Here is a 21,449-nt window from a genome sequence, read left to right on the forward strand (position 1 = left end):
ATGGCCAGGATGACGATGATCGAGGCGGTGCGCAGCGCCATGGATGTCTCGATGGCACGCGACGACAATGTCGTGGTTTTCGGCGAGGATGTCGGCTATTTCGGCGGCGTCTTTCGCTCGACACAGGGCCTGCAGGCGAAATACGGCAGGACACGCTGCTTCGATACGCCGATCAGCGAATCCGGCATCGTCGGCACGGCGATCGGCATGGCGGCCTATGGGCTGAAGCCCTGTGTCGAAATCCAGTTCGCCGACTACATGTATCCGGCCTATGACCAACTGACGCAGGAGGCGGCGCGCATCCGCTACCGCTCCAACGGCGATTTCACCTGCCCGATCGTCGTGCGCATGCCGACCGGCGGCGGCATCTTCGGCGGCCAGACGCACAGCCAGAGCCCGGAAGCGCTCTTTACCCATGTCTGCGGGCTGAAGGTGATCGTGCCGTCCAACCCCTATGACGCCAAAGGCCTGTTGATCGCGGCGATCGAGGATCCCGATCCCGTCATGTTTCTGGAACCGAAGCGGCTTTATAACGGCCCCTTCGACGGCCATCACGAGCGGCCGGTGACGCCCTGGTCGAAACATGATCTCGGCGAGGTGCCGGAGGGCCATTACACCATCCCGATCGGCAAGGCCGAAGTGCGGCGCGCCGGCGCGGCGGTAACCGTGGTTGCCTATGGCACCATGGTGCATGTGGCGCTTGCAGCCGCCGAGGATGCCGGCATCGATGCCGAGGTGATCGATCTCAGAAGCCTGCTGCCGCTCGATCTCGATACGATCGTCAAATCGGTCGCCAAGACGGGACGCTGCGTCGTCGTGCATGAGGCGACGCTGACGTCGGGCTTCGGCGCCGAGGTCGCAGCGCTGGTGCAGGAACATTGCTTCTATCATCTCGAAGCGCCGGTCGTGCGTGTCGCCGGCTGGGATACGCCCTACCCGCACGCGCAGGAATGGGATTATTTCCCCGGTCCCGGCCGTGTCGGGCGGGCGCTTGCCGAAGTCATGGAGGCCTGAGCCATGGGCGAATTCATCATCAAGATGCCCGATGTTGGGGAAGGCGTTGCCGAGGCCGAGCTTGTCGAATGGCATGTGAAGGCAGGAGATCCCGTCCGCGAGGACATGGTGATCGCCGCCGTCATGACCGATAAGGCCACCGTCGAAATTCCTTCTCCCGTCAACGGCACGGTCATCTGGCTCGCCGGCGAGGTCGGAGACCGGATCGCGGTCAAGGCGCCGCTGGTGCGGATCGAGACGGCGGGCGATGTCGGCGACGCCGAGCCCGTGTCGATCTCACAGACGCCGCCTGCCGAAGCGACCAAGGTCGAGCTTGCAAAACCCGCTCCGGCGGTGCCGGCCTCTGCGCCAACGCCGGTTGAAAAGCCGCTTGCCGCGCCCTCCGTACGGCTGTTTGCCAGGGAAAAGGGGGTGGATCTCAGACAGGTGCAGGGAAGCGGACCGGCCGGTCGCATCCTGCGCGAGGATATCGAGCAATTCCTGACCCTGGGCGCCGCTCCGGCAACGGCAAGGAACGGTTCTGCCAGGAAGACGGCGACCGAGGAGATCAAGCTGACCGGCCTGCGCCGCCGCATCGCCGAAAAAATGGTGCTGTCCACCTCGCGCATCCCCCACATCACCTATGTGGAGGAAGTGGATATGACCGCGCTCGAGGAGTTGCGGGCCACCATGAACGGCGACCGCAGGCCGGATCATCCGAAGCTGACGGTTCTGCCCTTCCTGATGCGGGCGCTGGTCAAGGCCATTTCCGGGCAGCCCGACGTCAACGCCACCTTCGACGACGATGCCGGCATCATCACGCGTTACAGCGCCGTGCATATCGGCATCGCCACGCAGACGCCGGCCGGTCTGACCGTGCCGGTGGTGCGGCATGCGGAAGCGCGCGGCATCTGGGATTGCGCGGCGGAAATGAACCGGCTGGCGGAAGCGGCGCGATCGGGGACGGCGACCCGCGATGAGCTTTTGGGCTCGACCATCACCATCAGCTCGCTGGGCGCTCTCGGCGGCATCGTCTCGACGCCGGTGATCAATCATCCCGAAGTGGCGATCATCGGCGTCAACAAGATCGCCACACGGCCGGTCTGGGACGGCGCGCAGTTCGTACCGCGCAAGATGATGAACCTCTCCTCCAGCTTCGATCATCGCATTATCGACGGCTGGGATGCGGCAACCTTCGTGCAGCGCATCCGTACGCTGCTCGAATCGCCCGCGCTCATTTTCATCGAAGGCTGAGCCATGAAAGAAATCGTCTGCAAGCTCCTCGTCATCGGCGCCGGCCCTGGCGGTTATGTCTGCGCCATCCGCGCCGGCCAGCTCGGCGTCGATACGGTCATCGTCGAGGCCGGCAAGCCGGGCGGCACCTGCCTGACGGTCGGCTGCATTCCCTCCAAGGCGTTAATTCATGCGGCCGAGGAATTCGACGCGACGCAAAAGATGCTTGTCGGCAAGAACCCGATGGGCATCCGCGTCGAAGGCGCCTCGATCGATCTTTTGAGGACGATCGCCTGGAAGGACGGCATCGTCGGCCGGCTTACAGGCGGCGTCTCGGGGCTATTACAGAAGGCGCGGGTCAAGATCGTCCATGGCCGGGCCCACTTCCGCGACGGCAAGACGGTGGAGGTGGAGACGGAGACCGGCCAGCAGATCATCCGCGCCGAGACCGTGGTGATTGCCACCGGTTCCGATCCGGTGGAGCTTGCCAACCTGCCGTTCGACGGCCGCGTGATCTCCTCGACGGAGGCGCTGTCGCTGACGGAGCTGCCGAAAAAACTTGTCGTCGTCGGCGGCGGTTATATCGGGCTGGAGCTTGGCACGGCCTTTTCCAAGATGGGATCGGAGGTGACGGTGGTCGAGGCAACGCCACAGGTGCTGCCATTATATGATGCCGAGCTGGTGCGGCCCGTCATGCGCAAGCTGACCGAAAGCGGCGTCCGGGTGTTGACAGGTGCGAAGGCGATCGGCCTTGCCGATAATGGCGAGACATTGATCGTCGAAACATCCGATGGCCGGCGAGAGAGCCTGCCGGCGGACCGCATCCTCGTTACCGTCGGCCGCCGCCCGAGGACGGCAGGCTCCGGTCTCGAAGAGCTCGATCTCGATCGCGCCGGCCCTTATCTCAGGATCGACGATCGCTGCCGCACCTCCATGCGCGGCATCTATGCGATCGGCGACGTCACCGGCGAGCCGATGCTGGCCCATCGGGCGATGGCGCAAGGCGAGATGGTAGCCGAGATCATCGCCGGCAAGAAGCGGGCCTGGGACAAGCGCTGCATTCCCGCCATCTGCTTTACCGATCCGGAGATTGTCAGCGCCGGCCTCTCGCCGGCGGAGGCGCAGGCGCAGGGCTATCAAATCCGCACCGGCCAGTTTCCGTTCAGCGCCAACGGACGGGCGATGACCATGCTGTCGGAGGAGGGCTTCGTGCGCGTCGTCGCCCGCGCCGACACCAATCTCGTTCTCGGCCTGCAGGCGGTGGGAGCAGGGGTCTCCGAACTCTCGGCGGCCTTTGCGCTGGCGATCGAAATGGGTGCGCGCCTGGAAGATATTGCCGGCACCATCCACGCCCATCCGACCCGAAGTGAAGCAGTCATGGAGGCGGCGCTGAAAGCTTTGGAAAGCGCTTTGCACATCTGAGCCGAGCTGACCAAGACCACGGGGTGGCGGTGTTCCGCCGGACCTACCAGCTTCTCATCATCGATGAGCTGGGCTTCGTGCCGCTCTCCAAGACCGGTGCGCTCACCCACCACGTCAACATCCTCGAGATGAATGGCGACAGCTATCGTCTCGTGCAAAGTCGCGCCCGACGGAGCACCGCCAGAGCCGTTCGATCACTTCGGCTTAATGGCCATCAGATTGCCGAACTCCATCGGGAAGGGGAATAAAATCGTCGAAGTCTTCTCGCTGGCGATGACGTTCAAAGTGCTCAAGTAACGAAGTTGCATCGCCTCCGGCTGCCTGGCCAAAATTTCGGCCGCTTCTAGTAGCTTCGCTGCAGCTTGCTGTTCGCCCTCGGCATTAATGATCTTTGCGCGGCGTTCGCGTTCGGCTTCCGCTTGGCGAGCAATTGCACGAACCATCGACTCGTTGATATCCACATGTTTGATCTCGACAGTGGCTACTTTAATTCCCCAAGCATCCGTCTGAGTGTCAAGGATTTCCTGAATATCCGAGTTGAGCCTGTCACGTTCTGCCAGCATCTCATCGAGGTCGTGCTTGCCGAGCACGGAGCGCAACGTCGTCTGGGCAAGCTGGCTTGTTGCCATCATGAAATCCTCGACCTGGATGGTCGACTTCTCGGGGTCAATAACCCTGAAATAGATCACCGCGCTGACACGAACCGAGACATTGTCATGTGAGATGACGTCCTGGCTAGGGACATCGAGTACGCGCGTGCGCAAGTCGACCCGCATCATCTGCTGGACATAGGGGATGAGCAGAATCAAGCCGGGTCCCTTGACTCCGGTAAAGCGGCCAAGTGTGAACACGACGCCGCGTTCGTATTCCCTCAGGATTTTAACCGCGGATGCGAGGATGGCGACCAAAATGACGATGGCCACCAAATAGAAGGCAAGATCTGCAAACATATCCATGACTTCTCCTCCTGCTTGCTGAGTGCCGTTAAGTGTCCTTAGGACGGCTGGCGACCTCGAGCGCCAGCCCATTGCGGCCGGTCACGCTGACAGGGTCACCGGCAACAAGTGGTTCGGCGGAAACCGCCTTCCAGCGTTCGCCATGTGCGATGACATACCCCGTGAGCCCCATCCAGCTCTCAACTTTACCGGAAATGCCAATCATCTGCTCTGCACCGGTGGCAACCCGGCGCAAGCGCGAGGTGAACGCCAGGCGAGCAACGACAAGGCTAAAAGCAAGAGCAGCAAATGCAATTGCGCCCAGTAGGGCGCGCGACACTTCCAGGCCGGGTATATCGGTATCAAACAAAATGGTTGCTCCCAGGATCACGGCCAACCCGCCGCCAATGCCGAAAGCGCCGAAGCTTGGCGAATGCGCCTCAGCCACAGTCAATCCCACGCCGAGGAAAATAAGCCCAAGGCCGGCAAAACTCACCGGCAGCAATGCCAGGGCATAGAGACCAAGGAGGAGGCAGATGCCGCCGATCGTGCCAGGAAGCATTGTCCCAGGTGCGAGAAATTCGAAGATCAGGCCATAGATCCCGACCATCATCAGGATGATTGCGATGTTCGGATCGGTAATGACGGAAAGCAGGCGCGTGCGCCAGTCGGGCTCGAATTCCTGCACGACTAAACCGGAGGTATCGAGCCGGGCGTCCGTTTGACCGACCCGCACCACCTGCCCTTGTGCCTTTGCAAGGAGATCGTTGACATCAACTGCCGTGAAATCGATGGCATGTTCGCGCACTGCCGCAGTGGATGAAAGGCTCGCAGCTTCGCGCACGGCACGCTCTGCCCAGTCGGCGTTGCGATTGCGCAATTCCGCAAGCCCGCGAATGTAAGCGACTGCGTCGTTAACGGCTTTTGCTTCGCTGGCATTGCCCGGAGCTTCTGCCTGCTTGTCACTAGGTTCGCCCGGCTTCTTTTCGGGTTCCGCATCACCGCCGAAAGGCTTTACGCTGAGCGCGATTGGTGTCGCCGCACCTAGATTGGTCCCAGGCGCCATTGCCGCAATGTGGCTTGCGTAGAGAATATAGGTGCCGGCGCTGGCAGCCCGTGCCCCGCTCGGTGCGACGAAGCCCGCGACAGGCACTGGTGAGGCAAGGATCGCGCGAATGATTTCCCGCATGGAGGTGTCAAGACCACCTGGTGTGTCCATTTGCAGAATGACCAAGACCGCTCCACGTTCGCCAGCACGCTGAATGCCTCGTATCACGTAGTCAGCTATCGCAGGCCCAATGGCGCCGTTCACCTTGAGGACGACAGCAACGCGGCTGGACGCCGACGGTGCGACGAAGCCCAAGGCTGAGAACAGCAAAAACAACAAAGTGAAGATTGGCGGTTGCCATCGCCAACACCTTAATCCGCGCGTGACAATCTGCGGAACGTACATAATATTTAATATATGTCGGAAATTACAAAGAAAAAGAAGAGGTGTCTCAGGATTTCCGAACAAGCGAAGAACGCCAACCTCAAGGCTTCGCTTGCACGGTTAGTTTAACTGAATGGTACGTACAAAAGGCATTCACACAACGCTGCTACCCGCTATTCCGCGCAAGGATCGCCAGATACTCGGAGCACACCGTGTCGACCAGTCCAAGCAATGAGGCATTGCTCTCCAAGCCGGGCGAGAGCCTCCTCGCCGATCTCAAAATGCCTGGAATACCGCGCCTTAACATATGCCTCGTTCAGCGTGTTGAACCATACGCGCTCTCGATGCTGGTCGCGGGGAAAGGCATCGGCGAGATGTCAGTCCTGTTCCTCGGCGAGCTCGCGCCGTGTGGATCGTTGGCGTTTATCACTCTGGCGCATTCCGGCGGATACCGCGTTTGTCGCTTTTTTGCGACTATTTGCTCAAATTCTTGAGTTGTTAGCTTTTTTTTACGATGATTTCCGGTGAACGCATCCGAATTTTAGGCAAGAATGTCTGATGGGGGATCAAGTTGAATGTTGCAGATCAGAGCTGGGACTAAATGCATTGCGTTTTTGATAGCGACCGGAGCAATTTTAGCCGGTTGCCAGTCATCCAGCGTTGATGGTCTCGCTGCTTTTGGCGATAGTGCAAAGACCCTCGAGGATGATTCAGCCGTCGCCTTCTATAAGAACGACGAGTTGATAACCACCGGAAAACTGCAGTTTCAGGAAAAGAACTACGGAAAATCTTACGCCATCTACAAGCGAGCGGTTGACGTTTTTCCGGAAGATCCGGCCGCTTGGCTGGGCTTAGCAGCCTCGGCCGACATGGTTGCCCGCTTTGATACGTCCGACCGCGCCTACCAGCAACTCTCGCGAATGATCGGCAACACCCCGGTCTACTACAACAATATCGGATATTCTCACCTTTTACGCGGTGACTTGCGCGTTGCCAGAGGGTATTTCCTGAAAGCCTATGAGCTTGATCCCGGAAACGAAGTCACTGCCCGTAATCTCGAATTGATGAAGAATAGCGCGAATTTCGCTCAGCGGGGATAGGTTCCTTCAGCGATCGTCTGGGTCGAGATTAGCGCCCTTGCCGCATTGCGAGCATCGGGCCGCGCCCCTTGCCGCGTCCAGCGATTGCCTTGGAGATTTCGCTGAGGTCGTTGTTATCGTGCCTTCCGAAGTATGAGCTGGCCTTCCGGCGAGAGTGTTCGTTCGTAACGCGGCAGGTCACTGACAGCAATGCCCCCGGCTTCGATGGACGCAAGACTGCTATTTTGAGTTTCCGCTGGCAGGGCACCGCGCGATGGTGCGAAAAATTGTGCTGGTTCCTTGCCGGGCGCGCTCAGGACCAAAGCTGAACCCATGCGTGTACCGCTTGTGACGTTACCCATCCGTTCATTCATCGAAAGAATCGCCTTTTGGAGGCTATCCATCTCCTGGCGGATAACGGCGAGTTCGTCGGCCTTGGCATTGCTTGCGATATTGCCCGACTGCTTTTCCATTTGTCCTCTCAGGCCATCGATGGACCTTTTAAGCGCGGCCATGGTCTCGCGGCTCTCGCGAACATCCGCTGAGTTTTTGGCAGTATAGATGAGAACGCCAGCACTCATAGGCAAGAGCATTAGGACAAGACCGACGAGGAGCGGGCTTTTTGAGCCTCTCTGCTCAATTACTCGCATATTGCTTGGTCTCGCGCCGCCTACTTCGCCGTCGATATTCGGGATGCTGGTCATTCGTTTCACTCCCCGTAAGTCGTTAATTGGATAGATTCAGGACTCCGTGCTTAGCGCGAAGTCCGCAATCATCCAGACGTGAATACACCTTCCCACGCCCGTTCGAGCATATCGAGCGACGCGATTCTTTCTACACCGTTGAATTCGCAGTAGGAATCGACGAAATCCAAAAGATATTTCGGATGATAGCAAGACGCTAGTACATTGCCATTGTACTTGCGATCGTAGAACAGGTTCAGGTCCGGATCACAGACAACCAATCCACTGCCGCTGGCATACGATCTGAAAATTCTGATATATTCGTCGCGCGACGGAGTGTTCACAAAGATCTTATACTTGAGGCGCCGCAAGCCCGCTTCGTCGGAAAGGTCCCTCGGTGCGATATTCGTCGAAAATACGACCAGCTCGTCAAAGGGAACCCTGAACTTCTTGCCGGTATGCAGCGTCAGGAAGTCATATCCGCGCTCGAGCGGCACGATCCAGCGATTGATGAGCGCCTGCGGCGCCACTTGCTGGCGCCCGAAGTCGTCGATGATGAAAACGCCGCCGGACGCCTTCAAGTGTATGGGCGCTTCATAGACATTCGGTCCGTCGTTGAAGGTGAGATCGAGCTGATCGAGGGTTAATTCCCCGCCCGTCTTGATCACCGGACGGCGGCATTCGATCCATCGTTGATCCCCTTTCGGATAGGATTCTGCGTCAGACTCCGACAATGGGTGATGTACTGCCTCGTCATAGAAACTGATGACATGGCCGCCGACCTCGATGGCATAAGGCACCCATATTGTTTGGCGAAACAGCTGCGACGTCCGCTCGGCGATGCTTGTCTTTCCGTTTCCGGCGGGTCCGTAAAGCAGGATAGAGCGACCGGAGTTCAGGGCCGGCCCGAGTTTTTCGACCAAGGCGTCTGCGAGCACCAGCCCATCAAGGCTCTCGGTCAGCCGCTCCGGTGTCACGCGCTCGTGATGGATGGACTGCAAACCCACTTGTCGGCAGAACGCGTCCAGCGACACCGGCGCGGGCCCGATATACTGGCATTGACGCGAGGCCGCGTGGGCATATTCGAACCCCTTCATTGAAAGCGCATATCGAATATCGGATCTCACATCCTCACCAGCCAGGCCGCGAGCCTCGAGGTATGCAAGTTTCACGAGTTCCTTGATAAGGATGTTGACGATCACCTTCGGCAGTTTCATGCGCGCAGCCAGATGAGATGCCGTGATTGTATCCTGCTCGGCCGCACATTTTGACGCCAGCCGAAGCAGGAACGACGAATCCAGTCCGGCTTGTTCTATGCTTGCCGGTGCGATCGGCATTCGCGGGTCGAGGGAAATGATGGCATCGTTACGATTCTGTTCGAGCGAATACTGCATACGACCTCGCTTGGCTCAACCGCCGGGTTTCATGCTGACGAGAAGACTGACGACACGGATAACAATGGGAACGAGAACGATGACGAGGCTTACCGGAAAAAGGAACGCGCCGAGCGGCAGCAGCATCTTGACCGGCAGGGCGTTTGCCTTTTCCTCCGCGCGAACAATGCGGACGTCGCGCATTTCCTTGCTGTAGACCCGGAGCGTCTGCGTTACGCTCGTCCCGAGTTCCTCCGATTGGCGGAACAGAACGGAAAGGGACCGGGCCTCGTCAATCCTTAGGCGGGTGGCAAGGTTGGCGAGCGACTCGCGCAATCGCCGGCCGCCCCGCACTTCCAGCATCATGATCGAGAGATGCAGGCCGAAGTCCTGCTGCTTGCTAACGAATTCTCGGGCAACACGGTTCGCCGCCGCCTCGATGCTCATCCCCGCATCGAGGCAGACGATCAGCATATCCATAAAATCGGGAAAGAGGCGGCGGTACTCCCTCTCTTTGGCGGCGCCACGCCGGTCGATATAGATGTTGACGAGAATAAAGGTCGCACCCGCAGCAAACATGGCAATGATCAGGGTCGCGATATGCGACATGTCCGGCGCGACCCGGTTTGCGGCCCAGACCGCCGCGACGAGCACGCTGATACAGACGACCGCGCGAACCACCTGGAAGGTGGTTACGGCGCCGGCAGCGAAATACCCCGCTCGAATCAGCCGGTTCTGGGTGGAGTTCACATTGGTGTCACGTCGCGTAATTTCGAAATAGCGACGGATCAGGCGGTTTTCCGCCTCGCCGAGATCGGCAATCGTCGTATCGCCAAGGTGGACCTCCTCGCCGGCCGCCGCCGAGCTCTTCGACACCCGAACCGAGACCTCGCGCTGCCGAAAAAACAACTCCGATGCTGCTGCAGAGAAGATCAGCACTGCAAAGAAGACGATGAGGTAGATTCCATACTCACTCGACATGACCGCCTCAGTACTCGAAGTTGACCATCTTGTAGAGAATGACATTCCCGATGGCCATGACGGCCAGCAAAACGCTCACCACGGTGGTTCCGTGGCCGCTATCCCAGACAGGATCGAAGTAGGTCGGCGACAACGCCTTGATCATCGCGTAGAGCAGAAACGGATAGACCGACATGAAGATCGCCGTGATGCGTCCTTCCGAGGAAATCGCCCTGACCTTTGCCCTGAGCATTGTCCGGTCTCGCAGCGTCTTCGAAAGGTTCTGCAAGATCTCCACCAGATTGCCGCCGGTTCCCGCCTGTACGCTCAACGATATCGCAAGCAGGTTCAGATCCTCGACGCCGACCCGGTCCGTCAAGTTCACAAGGGCGTCGTCCAGTGTAACGCCGTAGGTGAGTTCATCCGAGAGGAGGCCGAATTCGGTGCCGATCGGATCAGGCATCTCGCGTGCCACCAAAGCAATCGCCGCCGGCAGCGGGTGGCCGGCGGCCAAGCTGCGATTGGCGACATCGAGCGCTTCAGGAAGCTTCAGTTCGAATTTCTTCATGCGGCGCGCCCGAGCGCGCCAGACGACGAGTGCGGGGATGAGGAGGCAAATCAGGAGAAAGACCGGCACTCTAAGCAGAGTGCTCGGCACGAGGAACTGAACGACCAGCCACGTCAAGAGTGCGCCCGCGATTGTGAAGAGAGCAAATCGCCTTGCATCGAACTTAATTCCCGACTGGGCGTAGAACTGCAGCAGCCGCTGCATCATGGGGGTTTGCCGCCAACTGCCGCCGACACCGCGCTCCTTGAGCATGTCGCTATAGGTCTTACGATGATCATCGCTGACCTCGAGCAAGCTCAGCCGATGGTTTACAGCGCGGTGGCGTTCGGATGTCTTGAAGTAGCCGCGCATTATCGCTTCGACAGCAACAAGGGCCGCGGTGAAAACGGCCGCGTAAAGCAGAGTCAGGCTCATTGAACAGGTCCCGTTTGCAGCGGTTTACCGGGATCAAAAATCGTCCCGGGGATCTCGATCCCGAGTTCGGCAAATTCCTCGACGAACCGCGGCCGAATGCCGGTGGCGCGGAATTCTCCATGGATCCGCCCGCCTTCATCGGTGCCGAGTTTCTTGAATTTCATAATCTCCTGCATCTGCAGGACTTCGCCCTCCATGCCGGTGATCTCGGAAATCGAGACAATCTTGCGACTGCCGTCGCTCAGGCGCTGGACCTGCACGATGATGGTGATGGCGGACGAGATCTGCGAGCGAATGCTCAACTGCGACATCGGCATCCCCGCCATGCCGACCATCTGCTCAAGCCGACCGACAGCGTCGCGGGGCGTATTGGCGTGAATGGTCGTCATCGACCCCTCATGACCGGTATTCATCGCCTGCAGCATGTCGAACGCCTCGTCGCCGCGTACTTCGCCGACGATAATGCGGTCGGGACGCATGCGTAGGGCATTTTTCAAGAGTTCGCGCTGGCGGATCTCGTTGCGTCCGTCGAGCGTCGGCGGTCGAGTTTCCAAACGCCCGACATGTGGCTGCTGCAGTTGAAGCTCGGCCGCATCCTCGATGGTGATCAGGCGCTCCTTTGGAGAAATCTGCGACGAGAGAGCGTTGAGCAAAGTGGTCTTGCCAGAACCGGTGCCGCCTGAAATGACCATGGACACTTTGCCCTTGACCGCGGCGCTAAGAAGGATGCGCATCGCATCGGCCATGGCACCATATTGCACGAGGCGCTCCATTGTCAGCGGCTTGCGGGTGAATTTGCGAATGGAAACGAGCGGACCATCGACCGAGATCGGCCTGATGGCGACGTTGACACGCGAGCCATCCTTGAGGCGGGCGTCAACCATCGGCGTTGACTCGTCGACGCGACGGCCGACTGCCGAGACGATCTTGTTGATCACCCGAAGTAGATGGTCCTCGTCTTTGAACCGCACGGCGGTGCTCTCGAGCTTGCCGCTCCGCTCGACATAGACGCTGTTGTAGCCGTTGATGAGAATATCTGCGATTGTGTCGTCGGCCAGCAACGGCTCGATCGGTCCTAGCCCGAGCATCTCGTGGGTGATATCGCGGATCAGATCATTGATTTCCTTGGCATTCAGCGGAAAGTTGTTACTCCGGATATAGTCCTTGACCAACGGCCGGATCTCGGTGGCGATCTCCTCGTTGTCGAGCGTGTCGAGGATCCCGAGGTTGATACGATCGAGCAGGTAGCGGTGCAGATTGACCCGCTCGGAAACCATGTCCGGCCCGAGCGAAGCCTCTTCGCCACTCGCCGTGGCGCTGCCAGAGGCCGGTTGGGCAGGCGTATTCTGAACTGCGGCGGCTAAAGACAGTTCGGCCGCCTCCAGATGTTCCCGGCTTTCCGGCTCCCGCTGCTTGTAGAAACGCCCCATGATGCCGTTCGCCATGCTTCCCACCCCTGAACTATTTAACAATGACCGTGGAACCGACTTTCACCCTCTCATAGAGATCGATGACGTCGGCATTGCTCATGCGAAAACAGCCCGATGATGCGAAACCGCCGACCGTCGACTGCTCATTCGTTCCATGAATGCGGTAGAGCGTGTCGGTCCTGTCCTTGTAGAGATAGATCCCGCGAGCGCCCAATGGATTAAGCGGCCCGGCAGGCACCATGTCCGGAAGTCCGGCTGCGCGCGCCTTCATCTCGGCAGGCGGGCGCCAGTCAGGCCACTCAGCCTTGCGTCCAACCTTGACGGTCCCGCTCCAACGAAATCCGTCTCGTCCCACTCCGATTTTGTAACGGATCGCGCGTCCATCGGAGATGACGAGATCCAGCGTACGGTTCGCGGTGACGATGACGATTGTCCCAGCCGCATAGTTCTTTTCGATCGCCACCACGGCGCTTGTCGTCGGCCCAAGGCTTCGTGGCACAAGCCCGGCTGCCGCGGCATCCCCGGCAACGGCCAGAATTGCCAAAACCACAAGGCCGACATGGGCGGCGCAGGACCTCATGCGCCCACTGTCGATCGCCTTCATCGCACCAGTGCTCCGAGTTTGCCGACCGCGGTGCAGAAGCGCGCCCGGGAATTCACTTGAAATGGCAGCACGCCGCGGTTGGCCGCCTCGCTCAAGGTATCCCAGTCATCCGCAATGACATGCGTTGGGATATCCTTGAATATCTTCTCCGTTTGTTGTCGGCGCACGCCGAGGCCGAAAAGCTTGGCGCGGTATTTGTTGATGACGATGAATATCTGCGCCGAACTGCCTCGCAGCCGTACCAGATTGGCAAACAAATCCTTGGCTTGAGAAAGCGCGGGGACCGTCATTTCGGTGACGATGCAGATGCTGTTGACCGATGTGAGCACATCATATTTCCACGGCGTGTCATAATAGGGAATGTCGATTATCGTGTGGTCGCTCTCGAAGGCGGCCACGTCGAGCATACGCAGCACGAGTTCACCGCCCTTCGGCGCCAGAAGGACTGATGGCTGCTTGAAGGACAGCAGTGAAAAGCCACCCGAATGACGCTTTCTGACCAAATCGATGAATTCCAGATCGACCCGGGAAGGATTGGCGATGACCGGTTTCAAGTCGTAGTCGTTGACAAGGTTAAGATAATAGCCAAGCGTCCCGGCGCAAAAATCCGTGTCGAACAAGTCAACCCGGGGATTGGAATTCTTGGTCGGCTGGGCCAGCACATGCGCGAGCGATGAAGCAATCATGCTGGCGCCGGCACCACCGACGGCTGAGACCACGGCATGCACCCGGCTGTCGCTCGCCCCAGTGCCTGGCGCATGGGTCGAAATCATGTCGATGAGTGCGCGCCGCTCGAGTGGTTTCTTCAGCCAGTCGTTGCCGTTCAGGCGGAAGAGCAGCCGCAGCATGTCGTCCGGCAAATCTTCGGAAACGACAACGAGCGGGATGTCCCGATAGCTGGTGCGAAACGCGGAGAGCTCCGGATGGTGCAGCAATTCACCGTTGTCGACGTCGAGAACGATCAGGTTAAATTGCGTCGGATCGAACCGGCCCTTTTCACCGAGCGCCTTCAGTGCCAGATGGCGGACATCATAACGCGAAAGCGACCCGAACGTATCGAGCATGAAGCTCGCTGCAGCCGCGTCGTCGGAGAGGACCAGGATCTTGGTGGATGCAGCAATGTTCATGTGAGCTGTCATTTCGCTTTCCTACGCGTGATAAGAAGTCAGCAGGTTGAACAGGTCTTTAGATCTTCCGTCGTGATCGTCACCGGATGGGCCGGGATGGTGATGTCGTTAAGTCCTAACAACCCGCCGAGGATCGGCAGATCGAAGGTGATGTTGCGCACCTCCAGCCGCATCGTCAGCACGGGCCCGTCCGGGCGGCCCCAATAGCCGAGCCCCGATCGCTGGTAGGTGACCATCAGATTCTGCGGCTGGATGCGCCAGTTGAGGTCGCAAATGCCGGGGTGAGGATCGGTTCCCGCTTGGCAAACGCCGTCGCTTCCCAGGACAATTCGGTTCAATGCAGCCGTGCAGTTCGCAAGAGCCGGTCCGCAGGTCGAGGATATCGTTGCATTGTTCGGCGCCGCTTTGCCGTTGTTGAGTGGATCGGCAGCTTCGATCGGGAAGGTGGCATTGAAATTCGTTGTCAACGGATCGGATACCGCCGCCAAACGGGCACCATATTGCAGTGCCTTGACCGTCTGATTCCACTGCGACATGGCATAGCCGAACTCGATGAAGGCGGCGAATACCAGCATGACGATCGGAAAGGTAAGCAATGCTTCGACAAGGCTGACACCACTGCTATCCTGCCAGAACGACTTGATTGCCCGAAAGGTCACCATCCGATGTATCTTTCCTCATGGAAGGAATTGATAGTGATGGCTCCGATTCCCAGAAAGCCGAACACGGGCGATGTCTGGTAGAGATGAGCAGTGGAAACGGTGATGTTCCCGTCCGCATCGGGTGCAGTGATGGTGATGTCGGCAGGGTCGTTCCAGCCGGGTACACGGGGCTTGGCGTCTGCCGTGGGTGTCTGCGTTCCGTAAAAGGCGATCGTCTTCGCAGTCGACTGATTGCATGTCGGAACGTAGGTTCCCGACACCGGTCGGCATCGCGAAAGGTAGCGCCCCGCATCGCGCAAGCCAGCGTCGATCTGCATACGCTCCCAGAAGATGCTGCCAAACTCCAGGACCCCGGCCGCAAAGAGCGTCACAAAGGGGATTGCGAGCAGCGCTTCGGCCAGCACCGCGCCTTCCTCCCGCCGCCAGAAGCCGAGACAAAGCCGATGCCAGATAAAATTGCGGAGCGCCATCATCTGACAAGCTCCGCTTCTTCCCGCAGGAATTCGTCCAGCGTACCGCGACCACCTTTGCCGGTGATATCGATCATCTCCAGGGAAAGGTATCGTTCGCCGGCATCCTTTATCGCCGGCTTGGTCAGGAACATGCGCGCGAAAGCCACGGCGCGCGTGGCCTTGTGACCGTTTAAATGGCCGACCGAGGCTTCATAGCCACAATTGACGATAGCCGAGAAGATCTCGCGGCGATCACCATACTCGGCCGCCGTATAGTTCGAAAGATCCGGGCCGCTATAGCACTGTCCGCCAGTTGCCGGTGTTCCGGTCTCACCATTCGCCGAGGCATGGTTGATGAGAGACGGGCTTGCAAGCTCGTAACGATAAACATCGTAAGCGGAGGGTTGGCCTGGTGTTCCGGTCGCCTGCGCGGGATAACTGGAGTAGTTGCTGAGGATCGTGCCCACCGAGGGCGCTGTCGTTCCCTGCGCGACGTTCCAGTATGTCGTGTATTTCCAATTGTTGCCGCTGCTGATCTTGCCGCCGGAAAGCGAGGTCATGGCCGCTCCGTAGCCTAGCGGCAGAGCCTTGGTCGCATCGCCGACAACGGCTCCGACCATGACTGGATTGTAGGTATCGCAACCCTTCTTTGCCTTACCGGTGATTGTCTGAGCCGAGCGTATGTTTGGGGCAGGTCGGTAACGATAGTCACCGTTCGTCTTGTTGAACGATGAGGAGTAATAGCCGAAGCGCGTATTCACGCCGTCCTCGACGGGCCCCGCCTTTGCGCCGGTCTCCGTATCGAGGCTGTCCTGTGTATAGCAGGTACCGGGATTGCCGGTGGCAAGAGCCTCCGCCAGCACAGACGCACCGTTGCCCAAGGGGGTCCGGAGGAACCCGAAATTGCCGGGACCGGGACTGGACGCCGAGGTGCTGTGAAGCTCGATCTGTCGCCCGTAGAGATTGCCGGCCGCAAAATTGGTGTGCAAGGCCGCCGCTGCAACGTCGCTGGCGCTTTCGCTCGTGTTCCCCGCCGGCTCGAACGGATTGCAGATAAAGATCGGCGTGACGTCGCAGGCGCTGGCGTGGTAGACCGCCACGGCGTCGGCAGCGATGTTGATCGTATTGCGGGTGAAGCCAACCGGGATCGGAAAGATCGTCTGCATCGCCTGCGGCTTGGCGATGACCCAGGCATAGGAAGCTTCGCTGGCCGCTGTGGTTTCCATCGAAGACGGGATGGGCGTATCGTCGTTGGCCGGGATGCTCTTCAGAAAAAGCACTTCAACCGTGCTCCCGGCATCGTTTCCGGCGTCATAGGCCACAGTAATATGCGAGCCAAGCGACATGCCGGTCCCGCCCCCGGAAAAAGCCGCGTCATTGGCGATTTTCTCGATCGCGGTCTGCGCCCTCGAAATGGCATCATCGCGGCCATCGAGCTCGCGGGCTCCGGCCAACGCCATCGCATCGACCGCGTTCTGGAGATCGGTATGCAGGTTACCGCTGCGGCCGACATCGATGACCAGCAGCGAAAAACCGAGAAGCATTGGCATGGCGATGAGCGTCAAGGCGATGACATAGCCGCGATGATCGTTCCAGAACCGTCTGACAACCCTACTCAGCATTGGCACACCCCCATCACGGCGCTATCGCCGTGACCACCCTGTCTTGTGCATTTTCCCTTCCGGCGCTGCCGCCGTTCATGCCCTTCAAATATCTACTGGCTGACGGTCGCCCCATTCGACGTCCCATCAGCCCCCATGGCCGGCGACGGCTGAATAACGCCCGCGCCGCCGTTCTGGTACTGAGTGACCACCCTGCGGATCACCTTGCCGTCGCTTGCGATCCGGGTTCGCTGGGCTTCCGGCGGGAAGGGGTCCTCGGTGTGGATGGCTTTGTTTGCTTCCATGGCGTTCCCCGCCCCGAAGGTGATCGTGTCGCGATGGTTCATGTAGTCGGCGCAGCCGGAAGCGAGGCCGGTGGCGGCAAGGATGAGAAGGACGCGCTTAGCGTTTTGTAAGAACAACTTGGCCTCCCTGGTTCAGGTCGAGACGATGGCCGTAAGGCCCGGTCACACCTACGCCATTGCGAAAGCGTCGGAGCATGTCCTTGTCGACTTCCAAGACGCCGAGTGCGAAAAGCTCGACGTCGTTAGACGAACGCGTCTGATCGAGCGGACTGTAGAGGTCCTCACCCGGGCGGGCCGGTCGCACAATGTGCGGGGTGACGACGATAACGAGGTCGGATTCCTTCTTCTGGAAACTCGTCGAACGGAACAGTGCGCCGAGGATCGGTATCTTCCCGAGGCCCGGCAACTGCTGGATGTCCTTGGCATTGATCGACTGCAGCAGGCCCGCCATGGCAAAGCTCTGGCCGTCGCGAAGCGCTACCGTGGTGCTGGCAGCGCGCGAGATGAATCCCGGATTGCCGTTGACGTTGATCGATGGATCAAGCTCGGAAACCTCAGGCTCGATCTCCAAATTGATGACGCCGTCGTCAAGAACCACCGGCTTGAAGGTCAGCCGCACACCGAAGGGGCGATAGTCCGTCTCGGTGGCCACCGTCGTGCCGTTGTTCGTCGTCTTTAGGATCGGCACTTCACCGCCGGCATGGAAGCTGGCGGTCGAGCCGCTCATTGCGATGAGGTTCGGCTGAGCCAGGCGACGCACCAATCCCTTCTGCTCGAGCGCGTTGATGACCACGTCGATGCGGCCGCCCGAGATTTCCAGCACTTTGGCGATCAACTGGCCGAAGGGCAGCATACCCGTTGCCGCACCCTTGGGGTCAACGAGGGTACGGGCCAGGCTACCGTCATCGTTCACGCCGATACCCTGGCTGGTCGTTGCCTTGCCGATGCCGTTGTTGCCGCGCCCGGACCACCCGATCCCGAGGTCACGACCCGTCTGGCGTGAGGCTTCAATGATACGGACCTCCAGCATCACCTGCTGGCTGTCACTGACGCGCAACTGATTGAGCACCGGCTGGTCGGAATAGGACTGGGCGATTTCCATCACCCGCTGCAATTCGATGCCGTCACGGACCATGCCTGTCAGGCGAATGCGGTCGTTGGAGTTGACCACCCTGACCTGGGCCGAAGGCGCGGCAGAGCGAATGGCGGCGGCGACTTCGCTGAAATCGCTGGCGACGCGGATGTCGATGACGCCGAGAAGCGACTTGTCGTCGCCATAGACCGAGATATTGGTGGCGCCGGTCTTCTTGCCGCGGATGAACAGCGACCGGTCGGAAAGCGGCACCACGTCGATCATATCGGCGCTGCCGATGACGAGATCGCCGAAGGGCTGGCCGGTATTGAGCGTCAGCGTCTCATTCGGAGGTAACGTCACATGCTGGACCGATTTGCCCAGCGTGACAAACTTTTCCTGTGCGCTGGCGCAGCGGACAAATCCGGGCACTAAACACACACAGGCCGAAAACACTGCCGCCAGTGCCGCAAGGCTTTTCGTCCTTGCGATTCTTCTCTTGCCGTTCGCCATGCCTGCTTTAGCCCCCTCATTCGGCTAACCGCACCTGCGGCATGCCGCCTAAATATCACTGGACCAGGCCGACTCTGTGCTCCTCGCGCTTCGTCGTGTTCCAGACCCCCACTGTCACCCACTTCGGCTCGACCGCCAACACCGGCTCGACCTTTTGCTCCACAATCTGCACTTGTTTTTCAGGTTCTGGCAACTTGATATTTTCCAAATCCTTACCTAGCTCCGTCGCCATCGGCCCGCCACCGAGGTCGGCAACGGTGATCGGCCGGGTTTGTTCGATAGAGGAAGAGGCAACATTGCGAAGCGCCAGCGAGAGCGTGCCGATACTGGAGCCGAGGGTAAGACGCTGCGCCTCATCGGTCGTGACCTCGAAGGTGACGGTTTTGACGACGGATGGCTCGTCCTTGCGCTCGTCGGCCGTCTGGTCCACCGCTAGCACCTTGACGCCTTGCAGCAGCACGTCAACGAAGGTCTGATCGTTGCCTGCCGGCCCGCGCACGACCCGGGTCAGAAGCACGTCGACGCGATCGGAGGGCCTTACGAAGCCGGCCACGCCGAGCACGTCGTTGACGCGGATGGAAACCGCTTTCATGCCCTGGTCGAGCACCGCCGACAGTGTGGCGCGTTCGCCGGTACCCGTGATTTTCGAGGATAGCACCGGCTCGCCAGGGTCAATCGCCGCCATGGCATAATGCGGCTGGGCATCGTTGCCAACGACCGCCTCGATGCTGACGAACGAGCCTGTAGGTGTTTCGTTTGAGGGCCACGGAATGGCCTTGAGATTTTCGGACCGGATTCGGTCGCCGAAGCGCATTGCCTTGGCGGCGACGACAAGTGTCCTTTCCTCGGCCGTCGTGCCGTTCATCGCCAGCAGCCGGGCCTTCTGATCAGAGAGATACTCGCGCATGCCGAAAACTGCGACTGCCGCCAGCACAAATGCAATAACCAAACTAAAAATGGTTGAAGAACGCATCGCGGTTACTCGCTACACTGGACGGAATACATCCATCCATTGATGCTAATTTAGGAGAGAGGGGTTAACAAAAACCCCTCGCTTCTTCGAACGCCAATCAGGCAGCCGGGACGGTCAGATTGGTGGTGAACCACCCGGCCCATCCCGTCCAAACGGCAGCCAGATTGGTGCCGGCCAACGTCACCGCCGTGATCACGCCGCCAACCAGCAGGGCAAGCAGAATGAGGTATTCAGTGAGTGCGACGCCATCTTCTTCCCGCGCGAAAGCGCGTACGCTATTTACAAATGCTTTCATCGAGAATTTCCTCCAGATAAGTTGTGCGCCGTAATCCCCCGGCTGCCTTGTCGTCGAGACCGCCCCTGCGACTGGGAATATTAATAATCTGTTAATTCTAATTTAGTCAATCGTTTTATACTTTGACGAAATTGGAACTATACTTATAGTTAAGACTAAAAAGTAATAGCTGGTCGTAAAACGAGAGTAATTTTCCAGCATGCAGTGAAACACAAACTCACGTTGTAGATTATCATAGCCCAAAAGGTTAAGTACTATGCTGCAGGCATCCGACTTTATTAGTTCGCTCTCAGTATTTATTTTTCTCTACGCCGCCTGGACCGATTTCCGCACATGGAAGATCCCCAACACGCTCGTGCTTGCACTCGTGACACTTTATGCGCTGCGCGCGGTGGCCGTGATGCTTGGCTCCGAGGATGTCGGCGCTACGCTGTTTGCGTCGAGCGGAATCGGCGGCGATGTAGGGGCCGGTCTGCTGATGTTTATGCTTGGGGTGGTGCTCTGGGCGTTCCGGCTGTTTGGAGCAGGAGACGCCAAGCTTTTCATGCCGATCGGCCTTTTTGTCGGATGGCACGGAATGCTGCCGTTTTCGCTTTTGCTCCTCGTCCTCGGCATCGTGACGCTCCTGATTCTGCGGCTGCCTGTGCCGCTGCGCGTCGCACATCTCGCCTTTTTCATGCGCATCGAGGAAATCCGGGCAAGTCGGAAGGTGCCTTACGGCGTCGTCATGGTTTTCGCCATGCTCCTCACCTTGGCTTTGCCGCCCATCCGAGAGCAACTGCAGCTGCGGTGACCTGGCATCGACATAGCTTCCTCGCAAGCGGAGATGGTGGCCGGGATCACATCGCCGGCAAGAAGCGTGCCTGGGACAAGCGATGCGTTCCCGCCATCTGCTTTACCGATCCGGAGATTGTCAGCGCCGGCCTCTCGCCGGCGGAGGCGCAGGCGCAGGGCTATGAAATCCGCACCGGCCAGTTTCCGTTCAGCGCCAACGGACGGGCGATGACCATGCTGTCGGAGGAGGGCTTCGTGCGCGTCGTCGCCCGCGCCGACACCAATCTCGTTCTCGGCCTGCAGGCGGTGGGAGCAGGGGTCTCCGAACTCTCGGCGGCCTTTGCGCTGGCGATCGAAATGGGTGCGCGCCTGGAAGATATTGCCGGCACCATCCACGCCCATCCGACCCGCAGTGAAGCAGTCATGGAGGCGGCGCTGAAAGCTTTGGAAGCGCTTTGCATATTTGACGAGGAGCAGGCGATGATGAGTGGTTATTGCCAAGCGAACGCCTGTTGGTGCGGATCGCGCGAAGCCGCCTCTCTGTTCATG

The 21,449-nt window shown here is 59.3% G+C and carries 21 protein-coding genes and 3 pseudogenes; 7 read left to right on the forward strand and 17 right to left on the reverse strand.

The genetic code is table 11. The features are described from left to right. The 4 genes and pseudogenes from J3O30_RS23085 to J3O30_RS23100 all read left to right on the forward strand — a co-directional run. A complete protein-coding gene (locus tag J3O30_RS23085; RefSeq protein ID WP_207584902.1) occupies nt 1-1,014 on the forward strand; it encodes an alpha-ketoacid dehydrogenase subunit beta in 1,014 nt (337 codons plus the stop codon). 3 nt (nt 1,015-1,017) lie between these two features. Beyond that, nucleotides 1,018-2,247 (forward strand): dihydrolipoamide acetyltransferase family protein, encoded by a 1,230-nt coding sequence (locus J3O30_RS23090; protein WP_207584903.1) that lies wholly within the window; start codon nt 1,018-1,020, stop codon nt 2,245-2,247. A 3-nt stretch (nt 2,248-2,250) separates the two neighbouring features. Continuing rightward, nucleotides 2,251-3,648 (forward strand): dihydrolipoyl dehydrogenase, encoded by a 1,398-nt coding sequence (gene lpdA / locus J3O30_RS23095; RefSeq protein ID WP_207584904.1) that lies wholly within the window; start codon nt 2,251-2,253, stop codon nt 3,646-3,648. Nucleotides 3,649-3,692: 44 nt separating this feature from the next. Then, nucleotides 3,693-3,896: pseudogene (locus tag J3O30_RS23100) on the forward strand (hypothetical protein); the annotation flags it as partial. On the opposite strand, the gene J3O30_RS23105 reads toward J3O30_RS23100, so the two are convergent. The 3 genes and pseudogenes from J3O30_RS23105 to J3O30_RS33300 form a co-directional block, all read right to left on the reverse strand. Then, nucleotides 3,843-4,604, reverse strand: a complete 762-nt coding sequence (locus tag J3O30_RS23105) for a slipin family protein (RefSeq protein WP_207584905.1) — start codon at nt 4,602-4,604, stop codon at nt 3,843-3,845. The pseudogene J3O30_RS23100 and the gene J3O30_RS23105 sit on opposite strands and share 54 nt — an antisense overlap. A gap of 28 nt (nt 4,605-4,632) precedes the next feature. Then, nucleotides 4,633-6,036 carry a nodulation protein NfeD gene (locus J3O30_RS23110; protein WP_207585172.1) on the reverse strand — a complete coding sequence of 468 codons (1,404 nt, stop codon included), beginning with the start codon at nt 6,034-6,036 and terminating at the stop codon, nt 4,633-4,635. A gap of 145 nt (nt 6,037-6,181) precedes the next feature. Further along, nucleotides 6,182-6,419 (reverse strand): annotated as a pseudogene (locus tag J3O30_RS33300) (nucleotidyltransferase); the annotation flags it as partial. A gap of 171 nt (nt 6,420-6,590) precedes the next feature. On the opposite strand from J3O30_RS33300, the gene J3O30_RS23115 reads away from it, so the two are divergent. Beyond that, nucleotides 6,591-7,115 carry a tetratricopeptide repeat protein gene (locus tag J3O30_RS23115; protein WP_207584906.1) on the forward strand — a complete coding sequence of 175 codons (525 nt, stop codon included), beginning with the start codon at nt 6,591-6,593 and terminating at the stop codon, nt 7,113-7,115. Between the two features lie 113 nt (nt 7,116-7,228). Here the strand turns inward: J3O30_RS23115 and J3O30_RS23120 are convergent, their stop codons facing one another. The 14 genes from J3O30_RS23120 to J3O30_RS23185 all read right to left on the reverse strand — a co-directional run bounded on the left by J3O30_RS23120 (nt 7,229) and on the right by J3O30_RS23185 (nt 20,126). Next, nucleotides 7,229-7,798: a hypothetical protein gene (locus J3O30_RS23120; protein ID WP_207584907.1), complete on the reverse strand. Its 570-nt coding sequence runs from the start codon at nt 7,796-7,798 to the stop codon at nt 7,229-7,231. Nucleotides 7,799-7,866: 68 nt separating this feature from the next. Next, nucleotides 7,867-9,171, reverse strand: coding sequence for an AAA family ATPase (locus J3O30_RS23125; protein ID WP_207584908.1), 1,305 nt, complete (start codon nt 9,169-9,171; stop codon nt 7,867-7,869). Between the two features lie 15 nt (nt 9,172-9,186). Beyond that, nucleotides 9,187-10,131 (reverse strand): type II secretion system F family protein, encoded by a 945-nt coding sequence (locus J3O30_RS23130; RefSeq protein ID WP_207584909.1) that lies wholly within the window; start codon nt 10,129-10,131, stop codon nt 9,187-9,189. A 7-nt stretch (nt 10,132-10,138) separates the two neighbouring features. Further along, on the reverse strand, nt 10,139-11,092 hold the full coding sequence (locus J3O30_RS23135) for a type II secretion system F family protein (RefSeq protein WP_207584910.1): 954 nt from the start codon (nt 11,090-11,092) through the stop codon (nt 10,139-10,141). After that, nucleotides 11,089-12,537 (reverse strand): CpaF family protein, encoded by a 1,449-nt coding sequence (locus tag J3O30_RS23140; RefSeq protein ID WP_207584911.1) that lies wholly within the window; start codon nt 12,535-12,537, stop codon nt 11,089-11,091. The genes J3O30_RS23135 and J3O30_RS23140 overlap by 4 nt, the downstream gene beginning before the upstream one ends. A gap of 16 nt (nt 12,538-12,553) precedes the next feature. After that, nucleotides 12,554-13,126 carry a L,D-transpeptidase gene (locus J3O30_RS23145; RefSeq protein WP_207584912.1) on the reverse strand — a complete coding sequence of 191 codons (573 nt, stop codon included), beginning with the start codon at nt 13,124-13,126 and terminating at the stop codon, nt 12,554-12,556. Then, the gene (locus J3O30_RS23150) at nt 13,123-14,265 is read right to left on the reverse strand and encodes a pilus assembly protein (protein WP_207584913.1); all 1,143 of its coding nucleotides are present in this window, start codon (nt 14,263-14,265) and stop codon (nt 13,123-13,125) included. The genes J3O30_RS23145 and J3O30_RS23150 overlap by 4 nt, the downstream gene beginning before the upstream one ends. A gap of 26 nt (nt 14,266-14,291) precedes the next feature. Then, the gene (locus J3O30_RS23155) at nt 14,292-14,915 is read right to left on the reverse strand and encodes a TadE/TadG family type IV pilus assembly protein (protein ID WP_207584914.1); all 624 of its coding nucleotides are present in this window, start codon (nt 14,913-14,915) and stop codon (nt 14,292-14,294) included. Further along, a complete protein-coding gene (locus tag J3O30_RS23160) occupies nt 14,909-15,388 on the reverse strand; it encodes a TadE/TadG family type IV pilus assembly protein (RefSeq protein WP_207584915.1) in 480 nt (159 codons plus the stop codon). Before J3O30_RS23160 ends, J3O30_RS23155 begins: the two co-directional genes overlap by 7 nt. After that, the gene (locus tag J3O30_RS23165) at nt 15,385-16,989 is read right to left on the reverse strand and encodes a TadE/TadG family type IV pilus assembly protein (protein WP_207584916.1); all 1,605 of its coding nucleotides are present in this window, start codon (nt 16,987-16,989) and stop codon (nt 15,385-15,387) included. Before J3O30_RS23165 ends, J3O30_RS23160 begins: the two co-directional genes overlap by 4 nt. A gap of 92 nt (nt 16,990-17,081) precedes the next feature. Next, nucleotides 17,082-17,390, reverse strand: a complete 309-nt coding sequence (locus J3O30_RS23170) for a hypothetical protein (RefSeq protein ID WP_207584917.1) — start codon at nt 17,388-17,390, stop codon at nt 17,082-17,084. After that, a complete protein-coding gene (locus J3O30_RS23175) occupies nt 17,371-18,858 on the reverse strand; it encodes a type II and III secretion system protein family protein (RefSeq protein ID WP_207584918.1) in 1,488 nt (495 codons plus the stop codon). Before J3O30_RS23175 ends, J3O30_RS23170 begins: the two co-directional genes overlap by 20 nt. Nucleotides 18,859-18,913: 55 nt before the next feature. After that, a complete protein-coding gene (cpaB, locus tag J3O30_RS23180) occupies nt 18,914-19,831 on the reverse strand; it encodes a Flp pilus assembly protein CpaB (RefSeq protein ID WP_207584919.1) in 918 nt (305 codons plus the stop codon). Between the two features lie 97 nt (nt 19,832-19,928). Next, a complete protein-coding gene (locus J3O30_RS23185) occupies nt 19,929-20,126 on the reverse strand; it encodes a hypothetical protein (RefSeq protein ID WP_207584920.1) in 198 nt (65 codons plus the stop codon). 256 nt (nt 20,127-20,382) lie between these two features. Here J3O30_RS23185 and J3O30_RS23190 point away from each other — a divergent pair, with 256 nt between their 5' ends. Next, a complete protein-coding gene (locus J3O30_RS23190) occupies nt 20,383-20,919 on the forward strand; it encodes a prepilin peptidase (protein WP_207584921.1) in 537 nt (178 codons plus the stop codon). Nucleotides 20,920-20,969: 50 nt separating this feature from the next. Then, nucleotides 20,970-21,362 (forward strand): annotated as a pseudogene (locus tag J3O30_RS23195) (dihydrolipoyl dehydrogenase); the annotation flags it as partial. Nucleotides 21,363-21,449: the final 87 nt, after the last annotated feature.

Source organism: Rhizobium sp. NZLR1 (assembly GCF_017357385.1).
In the GTDB taxonomy this organism is placed as follows: Bacteria; Pseudomonadota; Alphaproteobacteria; order Rhizobiales; family Rhizobiaceae; genus Rhizobium.